Genomic DNA, 18780 nt, shown 5'->3' on the forward strand with positions numbered 1-18780 from the left:
CACAACTCAAATAGGATTGCTATAATTTGCCACTTTAAAGTTTGGGGAACAGCGTAAATCCTGCCTTTTAATTATCTCTTGCTAAATACCCAAACTCGGAGCATATCAATCGTGGAAAAAATAGCCATTATCGGATTATCATGCCTATTCCCCGATGCTAAAAATCCTGAAGAATACTGGCAGAATATCGTTAATCAAAAAGATTCGACATCCTCTGCAACTGTCGAAGAAATCGGAGTAGATCCGACAATCTTTCACAATCCAGTTAAAGGTACACCAGACAAAACCTATTCCCTCAAAGGCGGATACATCCGCAACTTTCAGTTTAATCCTAGTGAATACAATCTACCCTCAGAACTTGTTGCTGGTTTAGATAACACCTTCAAATGGTCATTGTATGCCGCTAAACAAGCAATTGTACAGAGTGGTTATTGGGGTAATCAAACTGTCCTGGCAAAATGTGGCGTAATTTTAGGTAATTTGTCATTCCCAACAAAATTATCTAATCAGCTATTCTCTCCAATTTACCAGCAAGCGATCGCACCTGCTGTTAGAGAACTTTTGCAATATGAAAACTTTGATTTAGCTGCTCTACCAGGTACAACTAAAGCGTCTTTATACAATGCTCTGATATCTGGCTTACCAGCATCTATCATTGCTCAAGCCTTCTCCCTCTCCCAGATTAATTTATGTCTGGATGCTGCTTGTTCGTCATCATTTTATGCGATTAAACTAGCATCTCATTACTTATGGTCACACAAAGCTGATGTCATGTTAGCTGGAGCCATAAGTTGTGCTGATTCCTTATTCGTGCGGATGTTATTTTCCGGTGTTCAAGGATATGCAGAAAATGGCATCAGCCGTCCCTTAGACAAATCCTCTAGAGGGCTAATTCCCGCCGATGGTGTTGGGATGGTGATGCTGAAGAGATATTCTGATGCCGTTAGAGATGGTGATAATATTCTCGCTACTATCTGCGGTAATGGACTCTCAAATGATGGCAAAGGTAAACATCTACTTAGCCCTAATCCTAAAGGACAAGTTTTAGCTTTTGAACGAGCCTATAATGAGGCGAAATTTAGTCCCAAAACCATCGATTATTTAGAGTGTCACGCTACAGGCACATTGCTAGGAGATACAACCGAATTCAACTCCATAGAAACATTCTTTGGTCAAAATCAAGCTGCGCCTCTGGTAGGTTCTGTTAAGGCAAATACTGGTCACTTGTTAACTGCTGCTGGCATGGTTGGCTTGACTAAGGTGATTTTGAGTATGTCGCATGGTCTAATTCCACCAACCATGAATGTTTCTGAACCTTTAACATCAGAAAAAAGTACAATTTCTGCCGATAAAATTGTTAGAACAGCTACAGCATGGCCAAATAATAACGCATCAATTAAACGGGCAGCTATTAGCGCTTTTGGTTTTGGCGGCACTAATTCTCATCTGATTTTAGAACAAGGAAATACAACACAACCAGTTGAATCAAGTTCACCTGTTCCACCTGCCAAAATTGCCATTGTCGGCATGGATGCCTTTTTCGGTAACTGCAATGGTTTAGATGCTTTTGAACGGAGCATTTATGATGGAACACAGCATTTTACTTCCCTACCGCCTCAAAGATGGCATGGGATAGAAAATCAAGAAAATGTCCTGAAAGAGTACGGTTTAACAGATGGAAAAGCACCAGTTGGGGCATATATCAAAGATTTTGAAATCGATACTTTATCGTGCAAAATCCCACCGAATGAAATAGAAAAGTTAAACCCACAACAATTATTACTGCTGAAAGTTAGCGATCGCGCCGTCAAAGATGCGAAACTACAGGAGGGCGGCAATGTCGCAGTCATTGTCGCTGCTGAAACAGAATTTTCTGTGCATCAGCTACAACAAAGATGGAATTTGTGTTGGCAAGTTAAGGACGGCTTACTCAACCAAGGAATTTCTTTACCTGCTGAACAGCTGGCGCAACTTGAAAACATTGTCAAAGATAGCATTCACCAACCAGTAGAAATCGGCGAATATGTGAGTCACATCGCCAACATCATGGCAAGTCGGATTTCTGCTTTATGGAATTTCACTGGCCCTGCATTCACCATCAGTGCTGGCGAAAATTCTGCCCTCAAAGCGTTGGAAGTTGCACAAATGCTACTCGCTACGGGTGAAGTTGATGCAGTGGTTGTAGGTGCAGTAGATTTGGCAGGTGGTGTGGAAAATGTCTTGTTCCGCAGCCAATTTGCACCAATTAATACGGGTGTCAATACGTTGGGTTATGACCAACAAGCTAATGGCTGGACGGTTGGCGAAGGTGCTGGTGCTGTTGTTCTCAAGCGCTACGAAGCTGCTAAGGAAGACAATGAACGCATCTATGCAGTCATTGATGCCATGAGTTTTGCACAAGGTAATTCTATTGAGAGTAACGCTCTGGTAAAACCTGATGCTTCAGCTATCAGCAATGTCTGCAAACAAGCTTTTCAGATGGCAGATATTCAACCCACAGAGGTTAACTATGTAGAAGTCTTCGGTAGTGGCGTTTCCCAGCAGGATGAAGCCGAAATCACAGGTTTACTGCAAGCTTATCCGAAAGTGGGCAATGGTCTGCATTGTGCATTAGGCAGCGTCAAAGCCAATATCGGCCACACCTATACAGCATCAGGAATCGCTAGCTTAATCAAAACCGCTCTCTGTCTTTATTACAGGTATATTCCCGCCACACCCAAATGGTCTGGTGTCAAAACACCGCAAGTATGGTCAGGTAGCCCCTTCTATGTGGCAATGGAATCAAGACCTTGGTTTGTCGATAAAGGCGGCACACGCAGAGTAGCAGCAATTAATAGCATGGGTATAGATGGCAGTTACGCCCATTTAATCTTATCGGAAGAACCCAGCCAAGAGGAGCGCGACAACAGATATTTGCAACAAATGCCTTTTCATCTGTTCCCAATCGCAGTTAGCGATCGCTCCACCATACCAGATTTACTTAATCATCTCCAAAAATCCATTGAAGCTAGTTCTTCTTTATCAGTTACAGCCACCCAAGCATTCGCTACCTTTGAACAGCATTCTGAGGCTAAATACGTCTTATCAATCACAGGACGTAACCAAAAAGATTTACTCAAAGAAATTGAATCTGCTCGCAAAGGTGTAAACAATGCCTTTGAAAACGGCACAGATTGGCAAACACCACTAGGTAGTTATTTCACAGCAAAACCATTGGGTAAAACAGGAACAGTTGCTTATGTTTATCCCGCAGCCGTCAATTCTTATATTGGCATTGGTCGTAGTGTCTTCCGGTTATTTCCGAAAGTATTCGAGGACTTAAAAAGTAACAATCTCTACAACCGGGCTGCCGATGTTGAAAAGTTGGTTTATCCCAGAAGTTTACCTAAATTGACAACCAGGCAACTAGAAACACTCGAAAAGCAATTGTTAGATGATTCACTGGCAATGTTTGAAAGTGAAATCGCCTTTGCTAGATACATGACGGCAATTTTCCGAGACGATTTTCAAGTCAAGCCAGAATCCGTTTTTGGGTATAGTTTGGGTGAAACTAGTATGATGGTTGCCCAAGGAGTTTGGAGTGATTTTGAGGGCGGAAGTAATACCTTAAACTCATCACCTTTATTTGGCGATAAATTATCTGGCCCGAAAAATGCTGTGCGTGAATATTGGGGATTAACAGATTCACCAAATCCACAAAACAACAATTTTTGGAATACCTATGTTCTCATGGCTACTCCATCCCAAATTAGAGAATGTCTAAAACATGAGAATCGTGTCTACTTAACTCAAATCAACACACCAGAAGAAGTATTAATTGCTGGTGATGATGCAGCCTGTAAGCGAGTGATTGAAACTTTAGGTTGCAACGCTTTCCCCGCTCCCTTCGACCATGTGATCCATTGTGAAGCGATGCGATCGCAGTACGAGGAAATCAAGAAGGTAAACACGTTACCATCCCAAACTCTCCCAGGTATTGTTTTTTATTCTGCTGCTGATTATCAACCTGTTGCACTTGAAAGTAAAGCGATCGCCCATAACATTGCCAAAGGATTATGCCAAGAACTTGATTTTCCGCAATTAGTTAACCGTGTCTACGGTGATGGCGTCCGAATATTTTTAGAAGCAGGCGCTGGTAGTGTCTGTTCACGATGGATTGATAAAATTCTCGGCAACAAAGAACACATCACAGTTTCTCTGAATCGTAGAGGAATGGATGATCATGCTTCAATGGTCAAAGCATTAGCAAAATTACTCAGTCATCAGGTGAACGTGGATTTATCACCGTTGTACAGCAAAGCCCAAGAAACCGCTAATCAAAATAAAGCAACATTGAGAATAGTTACCTTGGGTGGAAAATCAATTTCTGCTGCTATTTTGAGCGAGGAAAATCGCAAAATTGTTGAAGATTTGGTTAGGGATCTTAAGGGCGATCGCTTCAAAAAACAGCATCCAAATATACCTAATCTCCAACAATCTGCAATCACAGATTCTCTTAATACTTCCAACCAAATAACCCAACAAGAAAATTATTCCTCTAACATCTTGCCATCCCTTACTCAGCCAGAAGAAGTAAAAGCGAAAAATATCATTGATAACGTTTTTGAAACGAGAGAACAATTACAATCTTCTGAGTTAAGCGCAATTAGACAGCAAATTCCTCTTTCTTCCCCACCTGTCATCACTCAAAAAATTAGTAGCATCATCAGCATGTTCGATTTAAATAAGACACAGTATCAAAAGCTCAATGCTAATAATTCAAAGATAACTAAAGCGCACACTGCTTTTTTACAAGCTAGACAAGATTACAGTCAGCAAATGAGCGAAATCATTCAATTGCAACTAACTTGCGCCCAAAACTTGCTTAACGACGAATCTTGATAAATCACACCAATTCTCTCTCAACTAGCACCAACTAATTCTTAACTTATCTCTTCCTTCTCTTCTCTACGAGAGGCTGCGCCAACGAGACGCTGCGCGAACGCGGTTCGTTTAAAAATTATTACGTGCATCTTCACAGAGAATTGGTATGAAAACATAGACTCTTATAAAAAGTCTAGACCCTTCACTTTTATCATCCATTGCTTGTAATCCGAGGGATAACTGCCGTGACAACCGTAGATACGGTACTAAGTAAACACGATAATGGTCTTAATTTCTCTGCTTGGTCTTATAACAAAAACCAGGTTTGGAAAGGTTCTTTAGAAACTGTATCTTTTGAGCAACAAACCATCAAAAATAAATTGATGGTATTAGATAAACCCTGCTACCTCGTGAAAGTTGCCGGAAAAATCGGTGTCACTAATGAAGGGTATTTATCGCCAGGTGATAATGGCACAACAGCACAAATAGAACTGTTGACATTTGCAGCACCAATCCGCATTCAACAGTTTGGAGATCCGAATTTTCTCTCCTCTCATGGAGTGAAATATGCCTACGTTACTGGCGCAATGGCTGGCGGAATTGCTTCCGAAGAAATGGTCATTGCACTCGGAAAAGAGCAAATTTTGAGTTCCTTTGGTGCAGGTGGTTTAACTCCAGAACGTTTGGAAGCAGCCATTAACCGCATTCAACAAGCTTTACCTCAAGGACCCTATGCTTTTAATTTAATTCACAGTCCTAATGAACCTGCGATTGAACGCCGGGCTGTGGATTTATATCTCAAATATCAAGTAAGAACAGTAGAAGCATCTGCATTTCTCGACTTGACCCCCAACATTGTTTATTACCGTGTTGCTGGATTGGGGTTGAATAACGCCAATCAAATTGAAATCAAAAATAAAGTCATTGCTAAAATTTCTCGCCGAGAAGTTGCTACTAAATTTCTGCAACCAGCACCAGCGAGAATTCTCAAAGAACTTCTTGACGAAGGACTAATTACTGAGTTACAAGCAACCCTTGCAGCCAAAGTTCCGATGGCTGATGATATTACCGTTGAAGCTGATTCTGGTGGTCATACAGATAACCGTCCTTTAATTTGTTTGTTGCCTTCTATTATTGCCTTGCGGGATGAAATCCAAGCACAATATCATTACCAAACACCCATTAGAATCGGGGTAGCAGGGGGAATTGGTACACCACAATCAGCATTAGCAGCCTTTATGATGGGCGCTGCTTATGTAATGACCGGCTCAATTAATCAGTCATGCATTGAATCTGGAGCTTGTGAACACACCAAAAAGTTATTAGCTCAAGCAGAAATGGCTGATATGATGATGGCTCCAGCAGCAGATATGTTTGAAATGGGAGTCAAATTACAAGTTCTCAAACGGGGTACGATGTTCCCCATGCGATCGCAGAAATTATTTGAACTCTATCGCGCTTATAATTCGATTGAAGAGATTCCTTTGGCAGAAAGAGAAAAATTAGAAAAACAAGTTTTTCGCAAAAGTATTGCTGAAGTATGGGAAGGAACTGCGGCTTATTTGTCCCAAAAGAATCCTGAGAAACTTGGGAAAGCAGTCAATAATCCTAAACTGAAAATGGCGTTGATTTTCCGCTGGTATCTAGGATTATCTTCTCGGTGGTCTAGTTCTGGTGAAAAAGGTAGAGAGGTCGATTATCAAATTTGGTGTGGCCCGGCAATGGGCGGTTTCAATGACTGGGTACGGGGTTCCTACCTCTCTGAACCAAATAATCGTCGGGTAGTTGATGTTGCTAATCAAATTATGACTGGTGCAGCCTTTTTGTATCGTGTCCAAAACTTGAAAATTCAAGGGCTGCAAGCTTCCGATTATTACAGTCAGTATCACCCTGTTCGTTCTACATCATTGTTGGAGATTTAAAAATGACTATAAAACAGTCTTTCACAGCAGACGATATTCAAGTATTTTTGGTATCTAACTTAGCTAAGTTGCTAGGAGTAGCAACTGATGAAATAGATGTCAAAGAACATTTAGAAAACTATGGGTTGGATTCAGCCCAAGCAATGATTCTAGTAAGTAACTTAGAAAAGTTGCTAGGATTTCAACCATCTCCATTGCTTCTGTGGCATTACCCAAATATTGAAGCCCTTTCACAGCGTTTAGCTGAAGAAGTGCAAGAAGGTTCACCAGTTCAAGATACGACATCCTCTAATGCTAAGGCTGCTCCCTCGGTTCTAGATTTAAGTGCCGAGGCTGTTCTTGACCCCACCATCCATCCCGGTGCTGCATCTAATGCGCCTGTAGGTGAACCAAAAAACATCTTTTTAACTGGAGGAACAGGCTTTTTAGGAGCTTTTGTCATCCGGGAATTGTTACAGGAAACCAATGCGGATATCTATTGCTTAGTGCGTGCTGCTAATGCCGAAGAAGGCAAAAGCAAACTCCAAAATAATCTGCATCAGTATGCCATTTGGCAGGAACAATTTAACTCCAGAATTATTCCGATTGTCGGCGATTTATCTCAGCCATTGTTAGGTGTTGGCTCTGAACAGTTTCAAGTTTTAGCTGCCAATATTGATACTATATATCATAGTGGTGCCTTGTTAAATTATGTTTTTCCCTACTCTGCACTGAAGGCAGCCAATGTTTTAGGAACACAGGAAGTTTTAAGATTGGCTTGTCAAATTAAAGTCAAGCCTGTACATTACGTTTCTAGTGTCGCTATTTTTGAATCACCTGCTTATGCTGGCAAAATTGTCAAAGAACAGGATGAATTCAATCATTGGGAAGGTATTTATCTTGGTTACTCCCAAACTAAATGGGTAGCTGAAAAGTTAGTCAAGATTGCGCGTGACCGTGGACTTCCTGTAACTATCTACAGACCGCCACTGATTTCAGGTGATAGCAAAACAGGTATTTGTAACACACATGACTTTATCAATTTGATGACCAAGGGTTGTCTACAAATGGGATATTTCCCTGATGTAGATTATATGTTGGATATGTCACCTGTGGATTATGTAAGTAAAGCCATTGTTTATCTATCACGCCAAAAAGAATCTGTAGGCAAAGCTTTTAATTTACAACATCCCCAACCTGCCGCTTTGAAAATGCTAGTTGAATGGATACGCTCATTTGGTTATTCAGTTGAGATGATTCCCTATGAAAAATGGCAAGCAGAGTTGATCAATAATGTGTCTTCTGTGGACAATCCTTTATACACTCTGCGACCCTTTTTACTAGAACGTTGGTCTGATGAACAACTGACTATTCCTGATCTGTACCTACAAGCTAGAAGACCCCATATTAGCTGCCAAGATACTCTTCATGCACTAGCAGGCAGTTCAATTGCTTGTCCTCCAATTGACTCTCAATTGTTTATGACTTATACCGCCTACTTGATTCAAAGTGGTTTCTTGAATATCGCTTAGGAACTCACAACTTCCGTAGGGTGTGTTAGGTACGTAACGCACCATCCCAGATACTTCGGTGCGTTACGGAAGCCGTAACACAACCTATAAAATAATTTTGTTTAGTCCATGTTTTTGAGAAACAAGTACTACTGAATAGCCAATATTTCAGATGCCAGCAACAACTCATACACCAACAGCGGCAATATAATTGCCCTGTTTTTTTCTGCTCAATAATGTAATTTTTTAGTATTCACCCCTTGATTGAGGATAGAATGATTAGTGTCGGGCATAAAAGTTTGATTTTACATGCTGGCTTTTGTGAGTAATCAAAAGCTAGCGCTAGCAGTCGAACATAACCGAAATTCTTTAATGCTCAACTTCTTCGATGCATAAATCATAAATTTGCGTTTGGACTGCTACATCTATCCAACGCATCACACAAGCATTTGAAAGGTCAATAACTCAAGACATTTCTTGTCGGTTCAGATATTACGCGTACTTAGTTGTATAGCGAGAACCACTGTAAATGCAATGCAGCTTCATCAAGTTGAATTCACCAACCTTTTTACATGAACACAACACACCAAAGACAGAGCAAACAAACTGCTCTCATTACTGGGGCAGCCGGTGGAATTGGCTACGAGTTAGCATGTATTTTTGCTGCTCATGATTACAATCTTGTCTTAGTAGACAGAAACGGGCTAAAGCTTGTAGAAATTGCAGTTAAATTCCAAGAAGAATTTGGAAATTTAGTTACAACTATTGTTAAGGATCTATCTATATCAACAGCTCCTGAAGAAATTTTCGCAGAGTTGCAAAAAGCCGATATTAAGGTTGATGTGCTGGTGAACAATGCCGGATTTGGTATCTATGGATTATTTCACGAAACAGACCTAGCTACTGAACTGGAAATGCTACAGGTAAATTTGGTGTGTCTCACCCATTTAACTAAGCTATTCGTGAAGCACATGGTAAAGCAAGGTCAAGGTAAAATATTAAACGTTGCCTCAGCTGCTGCCTTTCAACCTGGGCCTTTGATGGCGGTTTATTTTGCTACTAAAGCCTATATCTTATCTTTTTCAGAAGCGATCGCTAATGAATTAGAAGGTACAGGTGTCACTGTGACAGTTCTTTGCCCAGGCTCAACCGCATCTGCCTTTCATGAAAGAACCGGGATGGCTGACTCTAAGTTGCTCAAGGGTAAGAAAATGATGGATGCAAAAACAGTAGCCGAAATTGGTTTTCGCGCCTTAATGAAAGGCCAAACCATTGTTATTCCTGGTTTTATCAATAAACTACTGGCGAAAATCGTCAGATTTGTACCCAGAAACCTGGTGACAAAAATTGTGAGAAATATGCAGGAAGATAAGTAGGGGGCAGGGGGCAGGGGGCAGGGGGCAGGGGGCAGGGGGCAGGGGGCATTGGGGAAGAATAACTAATGACTAATGACTAGTATTAATATTGCCAACACTTCAAATCCCAGCCAAAATTCTCTATAGCAACAGCAGCAACATAATTGTTAGTCGGCACTAGTTCAAAAAGACTCCAGTCTTCAGTTATCTGTAACTTGGCTGGTTCTGTGGGAGCCAGCGACACCTCAATTTGCTCTAACTGGGATAGTCCATCTCCAGTTGCTTTTAGATAAGCTTCCTTACAAGTCCAATAACGGAAAAATACCTCTTGCTGTTGGTTGGGAGATAGCGATCGCAACATTTCATATTCTCTCGGTAAAAAGAACCGTTTGGCAAGAGCTTCCAAGTCAGACATCGAGCGAATATATTCTAGGTCTACACCAATTTGGTGAGTACAATTCACCGCACATAAACCCAACCCTTGGGAATGAGACAAGTTAAACGCCAGTCCAGTATCAGCAAATTTATCCGCTAATACTGGTTTGCCGCGCTGTTGATAATTAAACTGCACTTGTAGAGGCTGGATACCCAAATAGCGACCTAATATAGTTCGGAGAATACCGCGACCAGCGATGAAACGCTGTCGATGTTCCTGAAAATAGAACCGTTCAGCGCGAGCTATTTCGTCACTCGAAAGAGTTGCTGCTAAATTTTGCAGCTGTAGTTCTGGTTGGTCAAGGTCTATGCGCCAGACATGAATCTCATCTGGTAACAAAGTTAAATCTGTTGGTGCAGGTAGCCAGAGATTCATGATAATTCGTAATTCGTAATTCGTAATTAACTTTGATTAGGTTTTTGTTGGTGCTGACGTTGTAATTCGGGAAAGTTTTTTAAATCGTCTATAGTTTGTGGCGCTGGAAATATTTCATTACTGTCAGATTTAAACCTATCCACGTAAACTTGAAAGGCTGCCTCGTCTTGCCTGTGTTCAAGGATATATTTACGCAATTGGGCACGGCTCATTGACATAAAATCTGGTTGGTTCATAAATATCTCCATTTTCCATTTGGGTAAATTAAGATTTCTGTCTCTTCTCCAGCCAGAATAATTACATTTTTTGTCCGCTCGTCTATCCGAATCAAATATATTGGTAAATACATCTTGGTTGCCCAATAACTAAGAACGAAACAAGTTCGCATTTGCTCTGGCGTTGGCATATTAAAATTATTCTGACTTTCCTAATTACGAATTGCGCTTTTCCTCCAACCATTGTAAAATCCGATTCCATGCCCACCAAGGATCAGAATCTTGTACTTGGCGTTGGCACTCTTTGCTACTCAAATAGCCTACATGGCCACCGTACTGAGTGAGTAATAAATCTATTGCGGGATTGCGATCGCACGCTTCTTGCAATTCTGGTATGATAACTGGGTCAAAAAGTGGGTCATCAGCAGCATATAAAATCAAAGTCGGTTTCGAGATTTGCGGCAATATTTGTAAAGCACTACTAGCTTGGTAATATGCTTCCACAGAAGGAAACCCTAATCGCTTAATTACCAATTCATTGTCAAAACCCCAAATGCTGTTCGCCCGTTCAATGGCTGCTGGGTCAATGCTTTCAGGATGAGCATCATGTATTCGCCATGCCAGTTTTTTTAAATTCTGTGCAATCCCTGCTTCCAAATATCTGCCGAAGGGCTTTGTAACTAGATAAGATAGCGATCGCTCAGAATCCAAACTGGGACAAATCACCATACCACCACCAATATCACTATCTTCTAGTCCTAAATCTCCATGCTCCCTAATCACCTCAAGAGCAACCTTCACCGCCCATAGCGCCAATTGCCCTCCTAAAGAATACCCTGTAAACCAAAATTTCCCTGGACATCCCATTGCCTTAGCTGCGGCGGCAATGCGAACAAAATCTTCCCCTTCATATAGACCATCAGAAGTCAGAGTCGGCGAAAATTGGGCAGTTTTGCCGTGGGCACGCCAATCAAATAACACCACAGCGTATCCTTGAGCGTAAGCCTTACGTCCTAGCACTCTCAAAAACCATTCTGTCTCTAACTCCCCAGTGATGCCATAAGTACCGATAATCGTGCTATGAGCATTTTCAGGGATGGCAACCAAGCCAAAAATTGGCACACCCTGGCCACCAATAAAAATTTTCTCATGATAAGACGGTTCTTGTAATGGAATAGTACTTTCCCAGTAACCTTTTCCCCACAAAGCGGCGTATACAGTCATCATCACACCGTTTTGTAAAAACCAAGACGGATTGTAGGGGGGAGTATAACACATCATAGACTATAAGATTTCATGTAGTTGAGTCTTGATTTCACAGTCATTTAATCTTAATATTTATGTAAGATTTAAAAACCTTTTCATAATCGACTCAAAAATCTTTGTATCTATACAAAGGTTGTTATTTATCCTTAATAAGTAGTAATAATTTTTTAATAATGCCGAGGATTCTAGTCATAGACGATGACCCAGCGATTTCAGAACTAGTTGCCGTCAACTTGGAAATGGCTGGCTACGATGTTAGTCAAGCTGAAGACGGCATTAAAGGTCAAGCACTGGCTCTCCAGTTACAACCAGACTTGATCATGCTCGATCTCATGTTGCCCAGGGTAGATGGGTTTACCGTTTGCCAACGCCTGCGTCGTGACGATCGCACCTCTGAGATTCCCGTGTTAATGTTGACGGCTTTGAGCCAAACTCAGAACAAGGTGGAAGGCTTCAATGCTGGCGCAGATGACTACCTCACCAAGCCTTTTGAAGTTGAAGAAATGCTGGCGCGGGTGCGGGCACTTTTGCGGCGTACTGACCGCATTCCCCAAGCAGCAAAGCATAGTGAGATTCTCAACTATGGCTCACTCACTCTCGTTCCCGAAAGATTTGAGGCAATATGGTTCAATGACACGGTGAAATTGACTCATTTGGAATTTGAGCTACTTCACTGCTTGCTGCAACGCCACGGTCAAACAGTTTCTCCCAGCGAAATCCTCAGAGAAGTTTGGGGCTACGATCCTGATGACGACATTGAAACGATTCGAGTCCATATTCGCCACTTGAGAACCAAGTTAGAACCAGATCCCCGCCACCCTCGCTATATCAAGACAGTGTATGGTGCTGGATACTGTCTGGAGTTACCCGGTATAGCTCCATCAAATGAAGCGGCTTCAGTAACAGTCGTGGAATGAAATCACGCTAAATTCCCTTAATTCATCTGGAAAAGCCCACGAAAACCTAACCCCCTTCCCGATGCGGGAAGGGGGAAAATTCAAAATCTCTCTCGTTCTAGGAGAGAGGTTTTCCAGATACCGTGAAAAGTCAGTGCGATATATTACGACTGGGCGTGCCAATCTTGGGCTTGTTGGCGGATAGATTGTAATTTTTCAGGAACGTGGATTAAATAAAATGTCTCTAGCTTCCCTCTCCTTTATAAGGAGAGGGATTGGGGGTGAGGTAAGCCAGGGATATAAATTATATGTTATTTAATTCTTATTCCTTAGGAGACATTTTATCCAAATTCTTTAAAATAAAACTCATCCTTCCTTGAGATTGTAGTTGTTGGCGGTGTCGACCAAGAAAATCCCAATAGAAGAAGTTGAACGGACAAGCATTTTTACCTACACATTAAATTTTTTCGCTTAGTCTAGTAGTTGGCTAAAAATGAGAGATGCGATCGCATCATCTCCAGAAACCACAGCTAAGTCTGTATTACACCTTTTGCAAACTTCTGAAGAATTCTAGAACTTGGATGGTCAGCTAAAGAGACAAGCTTGTTTGCTAAAGCAATAGGAATGAGAGAGTTATCGTACATATCGCACTTGAGCTTCTCAACGTTGGTTAAAATTGCACGCATGTTTTGGAAGTCTGCCTCTTTAGGATTCGTCATATTACTTGAAGTTGGTAAAGAAACAATATACATCCCACCTGCTAATGTCTTAAAAATCAACTTATTGCTATAGTAAGTTGTAGAGCCATAAGGTCTTGTTGGGTCAGCTTTACCAGGAAGGATGTACTTGTAGATATAATCGTTGTTAAGAATTAGGACAGTTCCGTTTGTGAGCTTTTCAGAGATCTCATCAGCGTGTTCTACAAAGGCTCCACTCTTTTCCAGTCCAGCTAGATATAAGTTGTGATGTTTAAAGAGAAAGTTGACAAGCGATCGCATCGGGCTGTACATATTTGCTGTTTGTCCGAAAAAGGCAAGCGGTCCATCCTTAACAAACAAGATTTCCTTCAGCAAATCTGGCTTCATCTTAAGAATGAGTCGAATGAGGTGAACTAGGATAATCTGCTCTAACGTAGTCATCAAATATCCTAGAATACCACCAGCACCTAACTCTTCATCGATAGCTTCGTGTAGCCGGAATATATCTGTTAGAAAAATCTCAGTGCTGCAATGATTACAGGAAAAGGTATAGTCATTTGTCATTTCTCCCAGGTTAAGGGGAATATCTTTACTTCCGCAAACTGGGCAGCTTGCTAAGTTCTTAGTTGATAAAGTTACATCATACTCTTGAAAGATGAACCATCGTAGTGTTGCAATCAATTCCTCATTGTCCACCTTCTGACAGAAAAAGTTATGAATAGTTCTACGTACTGAGTCTACAAGTGTACTTTCACTTTTAAATTGGATATTACGAACAGGCAGAGTTAGTTTTAAACGTTGAATCTGCTTTAACTTCGTCATATCATCTGGGTCTATGAAAGGCTGCTTACCGAGTCCATCAAGGTCGTCAATGCTAAAAATCAACGCCCCGATTTGAAAAAAGCAGACAGTTGATGATGGGAAACTAGTTTGCACAGCTATTTCACTATATCCACCATCAATAGCGATAATGTTACGTATTGGATTTTTAACTAGAGGTTTATAGAATAAGTTATCACAGTCAGAAATTGCAACTTCATCTGCTAATTTAGGAATATTACACTGGTTAAGAAATTCTTGTAGCGATTGGTCGTTAATTATATGGCTATGTGCAGACTTGCTGGCATACTCATTAGGACGCCGCCCATGCTTACTTGTGTATCCCATAGACTACTTACTTTCCTGATTGTTTAGAGAAACGGTCAATTTGAGTAGACACTACAAAGGCATTGGAGTAAGTCTTCATGCGTACAAAACCTTTGTCACTATCCGCGCTAAACCTAACTAGAGAGTCAGTAAAATCTCCAAAGTCATAATACTTTTTAATTTCTTTTGTCTCGTCCTCGTTATTTAAGTGAGCAATGAACCAATTTTGAGTATTTTTCAAAATATTAGAACTAATTGAACTGACTTCCTGAGTAGCATAAATTAAACCAAGATTGAGTTTTGCGCCTTCCTTCGCTATTCGGTTATAGATTTGGCTTAAGTCTTTATCATCTTTCTTTGGAAAAAGATTATGAGCTTCTTCAAAGTAAAATTGAATGAAGTTATTGGGAATATTTTGGATGAAGTGGTTCATTGCATCTGCAAATATCTGTCGGCAAATGCGCTCGGAATATAAGCGTTGAATGTCTGGGTCGCCTTGAGATAAATCTACGATGATAATCTGACCCTTGCGAAGTTCCTCAATAATTTCTTTCTCGAAGGGCTTACCATCTGTTTCTGTATGAAGTTCAGCAATATCTCGCAACTTTACATACCCACTAATAGTAGCTTTCCCATTAGGTTGCATTTTTCGTGTCAGAAAAATTAGCAAAGCTCTTAACTCTTCATCAGCCCAATCATGTCCTTTATCCTTTTTGTAATTAGTGAAGAACTCATCATTGTGCTTTTCCCAAATTGTCGTAAACCAATTGCTGGCTTCTTCAAGTGAAATACCTTTACTTGGGTCGAGGGTAGCATCTTCTTTTACCAACTGATTGAGTTCCTTTTGACCTTGAAACTTTACTTTAAGGTTATCCGGTACAGTAAACCCTGCTTTGTACAAGCAGCACAAATAAGCGGCTTTTTTACGCTCATACCGTGTAATAGCAGAAAAATCTGTCTTATCCTTTGGTTCTTCAAAGTTAATTGACAAGAAGCTTTTCGTATAATCAGCAGTTTCGAGTTCTAAGTGGCTTCGTATCAATTCAAACCCAGATAATATATCTCGGTAGAAATTAACTTTCATAACTTGAAAACCATCTTTGTTAATAGTGCTATATCGGATGGTTTGGTCTTTGTATATTTCAAAAATGGCTGTGCCTTCATCCTGCATATTGGCATTTGCATACTCGCCATTGATGTCGAAGATGATTTGACCAACCGGGTACTTTGGTAATCCATCTTTAGTTAATGGTTCTAAATTTGCTGCGTCACTACCGTTTAACTTGCTGTTGAGTGTATAAGCAGCCTTATCACTCATTAAAACAGTGGCTTGGATGATTTTTTTTACTGTGTTTGACTTACCTGTTCTGGTCATCCCAAAAAGGGCAGTACGTTTACCAAGGAAATCTTTTGGACTGACGAAGACAGGTACAGCATCTTCTTGTGCTTGGAATCGAAGACTAGAGCTATAGCGTACCTTCCCGATTTTGATATCAGTTGGTTTACCTGTAATACCCTCTTCTCGGAAATTAACAATAAGTTCTAATACATCTGGGTTTGGCTTAATAACTCTGTAATTATGGGCGCTATAGAAGTTTTCAACGTCAGCACCAAAGCGTGTATGTCCTGCATCATCTTTGTAAAAAGTTCCTAAAGCCCTGCATTCAAGACCAGAAAAGCTGAACTCGTATCGTGTATAGCTATCTAACTGACTCTCTTTACCGCTTGTCTTCAAATTGTCCTTGTAATACTCAATCATTGAACTGATGACATCGTTATCAGTAGGTAACTTCGCTGGTTTCAAAACCCTGAGAAGCAATACCTCATAAACATTGTCTTCATTTTCGTAATAAGCTAATAGAAAAGATCCTTGGGGAATTCCCTTAGCTTTTAGCTTCCAAGAGTCAGCAATTAGAATATATGCTTTTTCATAATCAATGTGAAAAGGGCGCCCAATAAAAATACCAGTTTCTATATTGCCTGTACTACTATTTCTTTTAAATAAATCAACAGATGCCATTTTGGCTATTATATCGGTAAAACTTAGTGTCATTGATAATTCCCTTTTAAAATTACTGATTTCAGCACCAAATATAGCAGAAAATATTAGTTAATAAGGCAAATATTTCTCCAATAAATCCTTACCTCAATCGCCGATTTGAAGCAGCTGCGCCTCAATCTTTTCCATCGCTAGCGGCGACGGTTTAGAGTGTCCATTCTCCCAACGATTAATCGTGGTATAAGTAACGCCTAGAGTGGCTGCAAATTGTTCTTGCGTTAGCCCAGCCAAAAGCCGCAGATCACGAATGATCTGCCCCACCTCTGGCTGACAGCCAAGGTTTTTTTGATAATCATTTAAGTTCTAAACTTGATTCCCTAGCTTAAGTGGCTGATGCTATATTATTTATTACAAATTAGTCATGTTAAAGCTGTCTAGCCACCGTAGATACACTGAAATATGTCTCAACCATATGCAAAATTTCTTATAACATTGAGCGCAATTTTCCAGTAAAAAGATGGTGGAATTACGCAACTTGAGTTAATTACATCAGTCATCATCTAATTACAGGGTGAAATGAGCAGACAAGTGTTCATTTCACCCCTATTGGTAACGTTAAAGTCTTAGTCAACGCAATGATAACAATAACTCCGGTAAGCTACGCGCAGCGTCTCATAGAGAAGCGACTGACCGCACTATGATGTGCATCAGAAGCTTTAGCTTTATCAGTAGTTCAAGCAATTCGAGTTACTTGCTGATTCACACGGGGACGACCAAAGCGCTCCCAAGCACTCCCTCCTCGCAGAAATAGCTCTAAAAAGCGCAATGGTTCTCCTGAATCGCCTCTTGACCAACCGGAACTACCAGGAGCAAAGGCTAAAGTTCCTTCAGATACCTTGAAACTGCCATCAGAATACACTGCATCACTGACCACATCTCCAATTCGGATCACGATCTTGGTTTGAGGCTCCAAGTTAAGTGTATGCGCCCCAATAGTTGTTTTGATGTTGCCGTAGCCATCAATCCAGGCAATTCGATCTGGTGGAACATCTGGGATTTGCTCACTCTTAAGGCTATCTCCCAGAACGCTAAAATCTTCACCCATAATCGCCCCCGCCGCCGGAGGAAACACATCCCGTGAGCGAAACTGCGATCCACTACGAGAAACGTTGACCACTCGCAACTCCTTTGTATAGTCTTTGATAAAGGAGAGGGTGTAGCCCGCATTCACACCCACTACTTTTACACCGTTAGATAAAAGGGCATAAGTTAGCCCTTCACCTTCATTATCTCGACGGGCTTCGGGATCATCCTGACGAGGCGCACAGTTGTGATAAATTAAGCGATCGCTAGGTCCTGGGTTGAGTCCCAGTTGGGCAATCCAGAATCCCGTTGCCAAGGTACTGAATGCTGGAACCGAAAGTAAATGAATTTGGGCATCGGGAAAAGCCATCAGCAGACGTTGTGTGACTTCAATAAATGCCGGATCTCCTGTACCGTAGTCTGCAATGACGCAGATAAACATTCTGCTGCTCCTTCCTTAAGAGTACTAATTTGCAATCAACCTAATTATGAATTATTCGGTGATCATTATGATTACAGCGTGAAATGAGCAGAGAAATATTCATTTCACCCCTATTAGTAACGTTAAACTCTTAGTCAACGCCAGGAAAACAATCAGTTCACTTTTTAGCGAAGAACGCAACCAACTCCAGACAGATATTGATAACATAATCAGCATTGACCAAATAGTTAAGCTGGTTCAGAACCTGGTTAAGAGCTTAGAAGAAATCCCGATAGATTTCGGAAGTAATACTTTGGGAGCATCCCTAATTGACAAGACTATTTTTGCACGTACTCTTGCTCAACACGAGCAAAAAGTGTTACTTTCAAAAGTATTTCAGGAATATCCGCATCACCAAGCTCGTTGTGAACTTGCTTGCTGCAAAGCTAAAGAAGATTACTTTTCTAATGAACAGCTATACAGCGATCCCAGAAAAAGTAGAACTAGAAGGGGAGGCTTTAGACCCAATTTTTTGGTAACTTAATATATAAATAAAACTATGGATTTTCCAGATTGTATAAATATCCCTTACTGTTATTAATTTTAAGCTTATGG

The 18780-nt window shown here is 40.8% G+C and carries 13 protein-coding genes and 1 pseudogene; 6 read left to right on the forward strand and 8 right to left on the reverse strand.

Features of this window, described 5'->3' with window-relative positions:
• Positions 1-111: 111 nt before the first annotated feature.
• From V7K36_RS32130 to V7K36_RS32145, 4 genes are all read left to right on the forward strand, one after another.
• Complete coding sequence (locus V7K36_RS32130) at positions 112-4881, forward strand: PfaB family protein (protein ID WP_335121899.1); 4770 nt, start codon at positions 112-114, stop codon at positions 4879-4881.
• A 227-nt stretch (positions 4882-5108) separates the two neighbouring features.
• Entirely contained in the window at positions 5109-6785 is a 1677-nt protein-coding gene (locus V7K36_RS32135; RefSeq protein ID WP_335121901.1) for a PfaD family polyunsaturated fatty acid/polyketide biosynthesis protein, read from the forward strand.
• 2 nt (positions 6786-6787) lie between these two features.
• The gene (locus tag V7K36_RS32140; RefSeq protein WP_335121903.1) at positions 6788-8296 is read left to right on the forward strand and encodes a thioester reductase domain-containing protein; all 1509 of its coding nucleotides are present in this window, start codon (positions 6788-6790) and stop codon (positions 8294-8296) included.
• Positions 8297-8847: 551 nt separating this feature from the next.
• Entirely contained in the window at positions 8848-9651 is an 804-nt protein-coding gene (locus V7K36_RS32145; protein ID WP_335121905.1) for an SDR family NAD(P)-dependent oxidoreductase, read from the forward strand.
• A gap of 82 nt (positions 9652-9733) precedes the next feature.
• On the opposite strand, the gene hetI is transcribed toward V7K36_RS32145, so the two are convergent.
• Genes hetI through V7K36_RS32165 form a run of 4 tightly spaced genes read right to left on the reverse strand, consistent with a single transcriptional unit; the run spans position 9734 to position 11937 of the window.
• Positions 9734-10441: a 4'-phosphopantetheinyl transferase HetI gene (hetI, locus tag V7K36_RS32150; RefSeq protein ID WP_335121907.1), complete on the reverse strand. Its 708-nt coding sequence runs from the start codon at positions 10439-10441 to the stop codon at positions 9734-9736.
• Positions 10442-10467: 26 nt separating this feature from the next.
• Positions 10468-10677, reverse strand: a complete 210-nt coding sequence (locus V7K36_RS32155; RefSeq protein ID WP_335121909.1) for a DUF6887 family protein — start codon at positions 10675-10677, stop codon at positions 10468-10470.
• Complete coding sequence (locus V7K36_RS32160) at positions 10674-10847, reverse strand: DUF6888 family protein (protein WP_335121910.1); 174 nt, start codon at positions 10845-10847, stop codon at positions 10674-10676. The genes V7K36_RS32155 and V7K36_RS32160 overlap by 4 nt, the downstream gene beginning before the upstream one ends.
• A 25-nt stretch (positions 10848-10872) precedes the next feature.
• Complete coding sequence (locus V7K36_RS32165; protein ID WP_335121912.1) at positions 10873-11937, reverse strand: YheT family hydrolase; 1065 nt, start codon at positions 11935-11937, stop codon at positions 10873-10875.
• 158 nt (positions 11938-12095) lie between these two features.
• On the opposite strand from V7K36_RS32165, the gene V7K36_RS32170 reads away from it, so the two are divergent.
• Complete coding sequence (locus V7K36_RS32170; protein WP_334948190.1) at positions 12096-12839, forward strand: response regulator transcription factor; 744 nt, start codon at positions 12096-12098, stop codon at positions 12837-12839.
• Between the two features lie 509 nt (positions 12840-13348).
• Here V7K36_RS32170 and V7K36_RS32175 read toward each other — a convergent pair.
• From V7K36_RS32175 to V7K36_RS32190, 4 genes are all read right to left on the reverse strand, one after another.
• Positions 13349-14683 carry a NurA domain-containing protein gene (locus V7K36_RS32175; protein WP_335121914.1) on the reverse strand — a complete coding sequence of 445 codons (1335 nt, stop codon included), beginning with the start codon at positions 14681-14683 and terminating at the stop codon, positions 13349-13351.
• A 7-nt stretch (positions 14684-14690) separates the two neighbouring features.
• The gene (locus V7K36_RS32180) at positions 14691-16715 is read right to left on the reverse strand and encodes an ATP-binding protein (RefSeq protein WP_335121916.1); all 2025 of its coding nucleotides are present in this window, start codon (positions 16713-16715) and stop codon (positions 14691-14693) included.
• Positions 16716-16808: 93 nt separating this feature from the next.
• Entirely contained in the window at positions 16809-16982 is a 174-nt protein-coding gene (locus tag V7K36_RS32185; protein ID WP_335121918.1) for a helix-turn-helix transcriptional regulator, read from the reverse strand.
• A 412-nt stretch (positions 16983-17394) separates the two neighbouring features.
• Positions 17395-18186, reverse strand: coding sequence for an SAM hydrolase/SAM-dependent halogenase family protein (locus V7K36_RS32190; protein ID WP_335121920.1), 792 nt, complete (start codon positions 18184-18186; stop codon positions 17395-17397).
• A gap of 244 nt (positions 18187-18430) precedes the next feature.
• Between V7K36_RS32190 and V7K36_RS32195 the strand changes: the two are divergent.
• A pseudogene (locus tag V7K36_RS32195) lies at positions 18431-18652 on the forward strand (Hsp70 family protein); the annotation flags it as partial.
• Positions 18653-18780 lie beyond the last annotated feature (128 nt).

Origin of the sequence: Nostoc sp. (assembly GCF_036919555.1) — a bacterium.
In the GTDB taxonomy this organism is placed as follows: domain Bacteria; phylum Cyanobacteriota; class Cyanobacteriia; order Cyanobacteriales; family Nostocaceae; genus Nostoc.

What these genes read in the sequence shown, in the direction of transcription:
- V7K36_RS32160 (WP_335121910.1), bottom strand. Translation starts at nt 10,847, where the DNA reads ATGCCAACGCCAGAGCAAATGCGAACTTGTTTCGTTCTTAGTTATTGG.
- V7K36_RS32145 (WP_335121905.1), top strand. Translation starts at nt 8,848, where the DNA reads ATGAACACAACACACCAAAGACAGAGCAAACAAACTGCTCTCATTACT.
- V7K36_RS32190 (WP_335121920.1), bottom strand. Translation starts at nt 18,186, where the DNA reads ATGTTTATCTGCGTCATTGCAGACTACGGTACAGGAGATCCGGCATTT.
- hetI (WP_335121907.1), bottom strand. Translation starts at nt 10,441, where the DNA reads ATGAATCTCTGGCTACCTGCACCAACAGATTTAACTTTGTTACCAGAT.
- V7K36_RS32170 (WP_334948190.1), top strand. Translation starts at nt 12,096, where the DNA reads ATGCCGAGGATTCTAGTCATAGACGATGACCCAGCGATTTCAGAACTA.
- V7K36_RS32165 (WP_335121912.1), bottom strand. Translation starts at nt 11,937, where the DNA reads ATGATGTGTTATACTCCCCCCTACAATCCGTCTTGGTTTTTACAAAAC.
- V7K36_RS32180 (WP_335121916.1), bottom strand. Translation starts at nt 16,715, where the DNA reads ATGACACTAAGTTTTACCGATATAATAGCCAAAATGGCATCTGTTGAT.
- V7K36_RS32140 (WP_335121903.1), top strand. Translation starts at nt 6,788, where the DNA reads ATGACTATAAAACAGTCTTTCACAGCAGACGATATTCAAGTATTTTTG.
- V7K36_RS32175 (WP_335121914.1), bottom strand. Translation starts at nt 14,683, where the DNA reads ATGGGATACACAAGTAAGCATGGGCGGCGTCCTAATGAGTATGCCAGC.
- V7K36_RS32155 (WP_335121909.1), bottom strand. Translation starts at nt 10,677, where the DNA reads ATGAACCAACCAGATTTTATGTCAATGAGCCGTGCCCAATTGCGTAAA.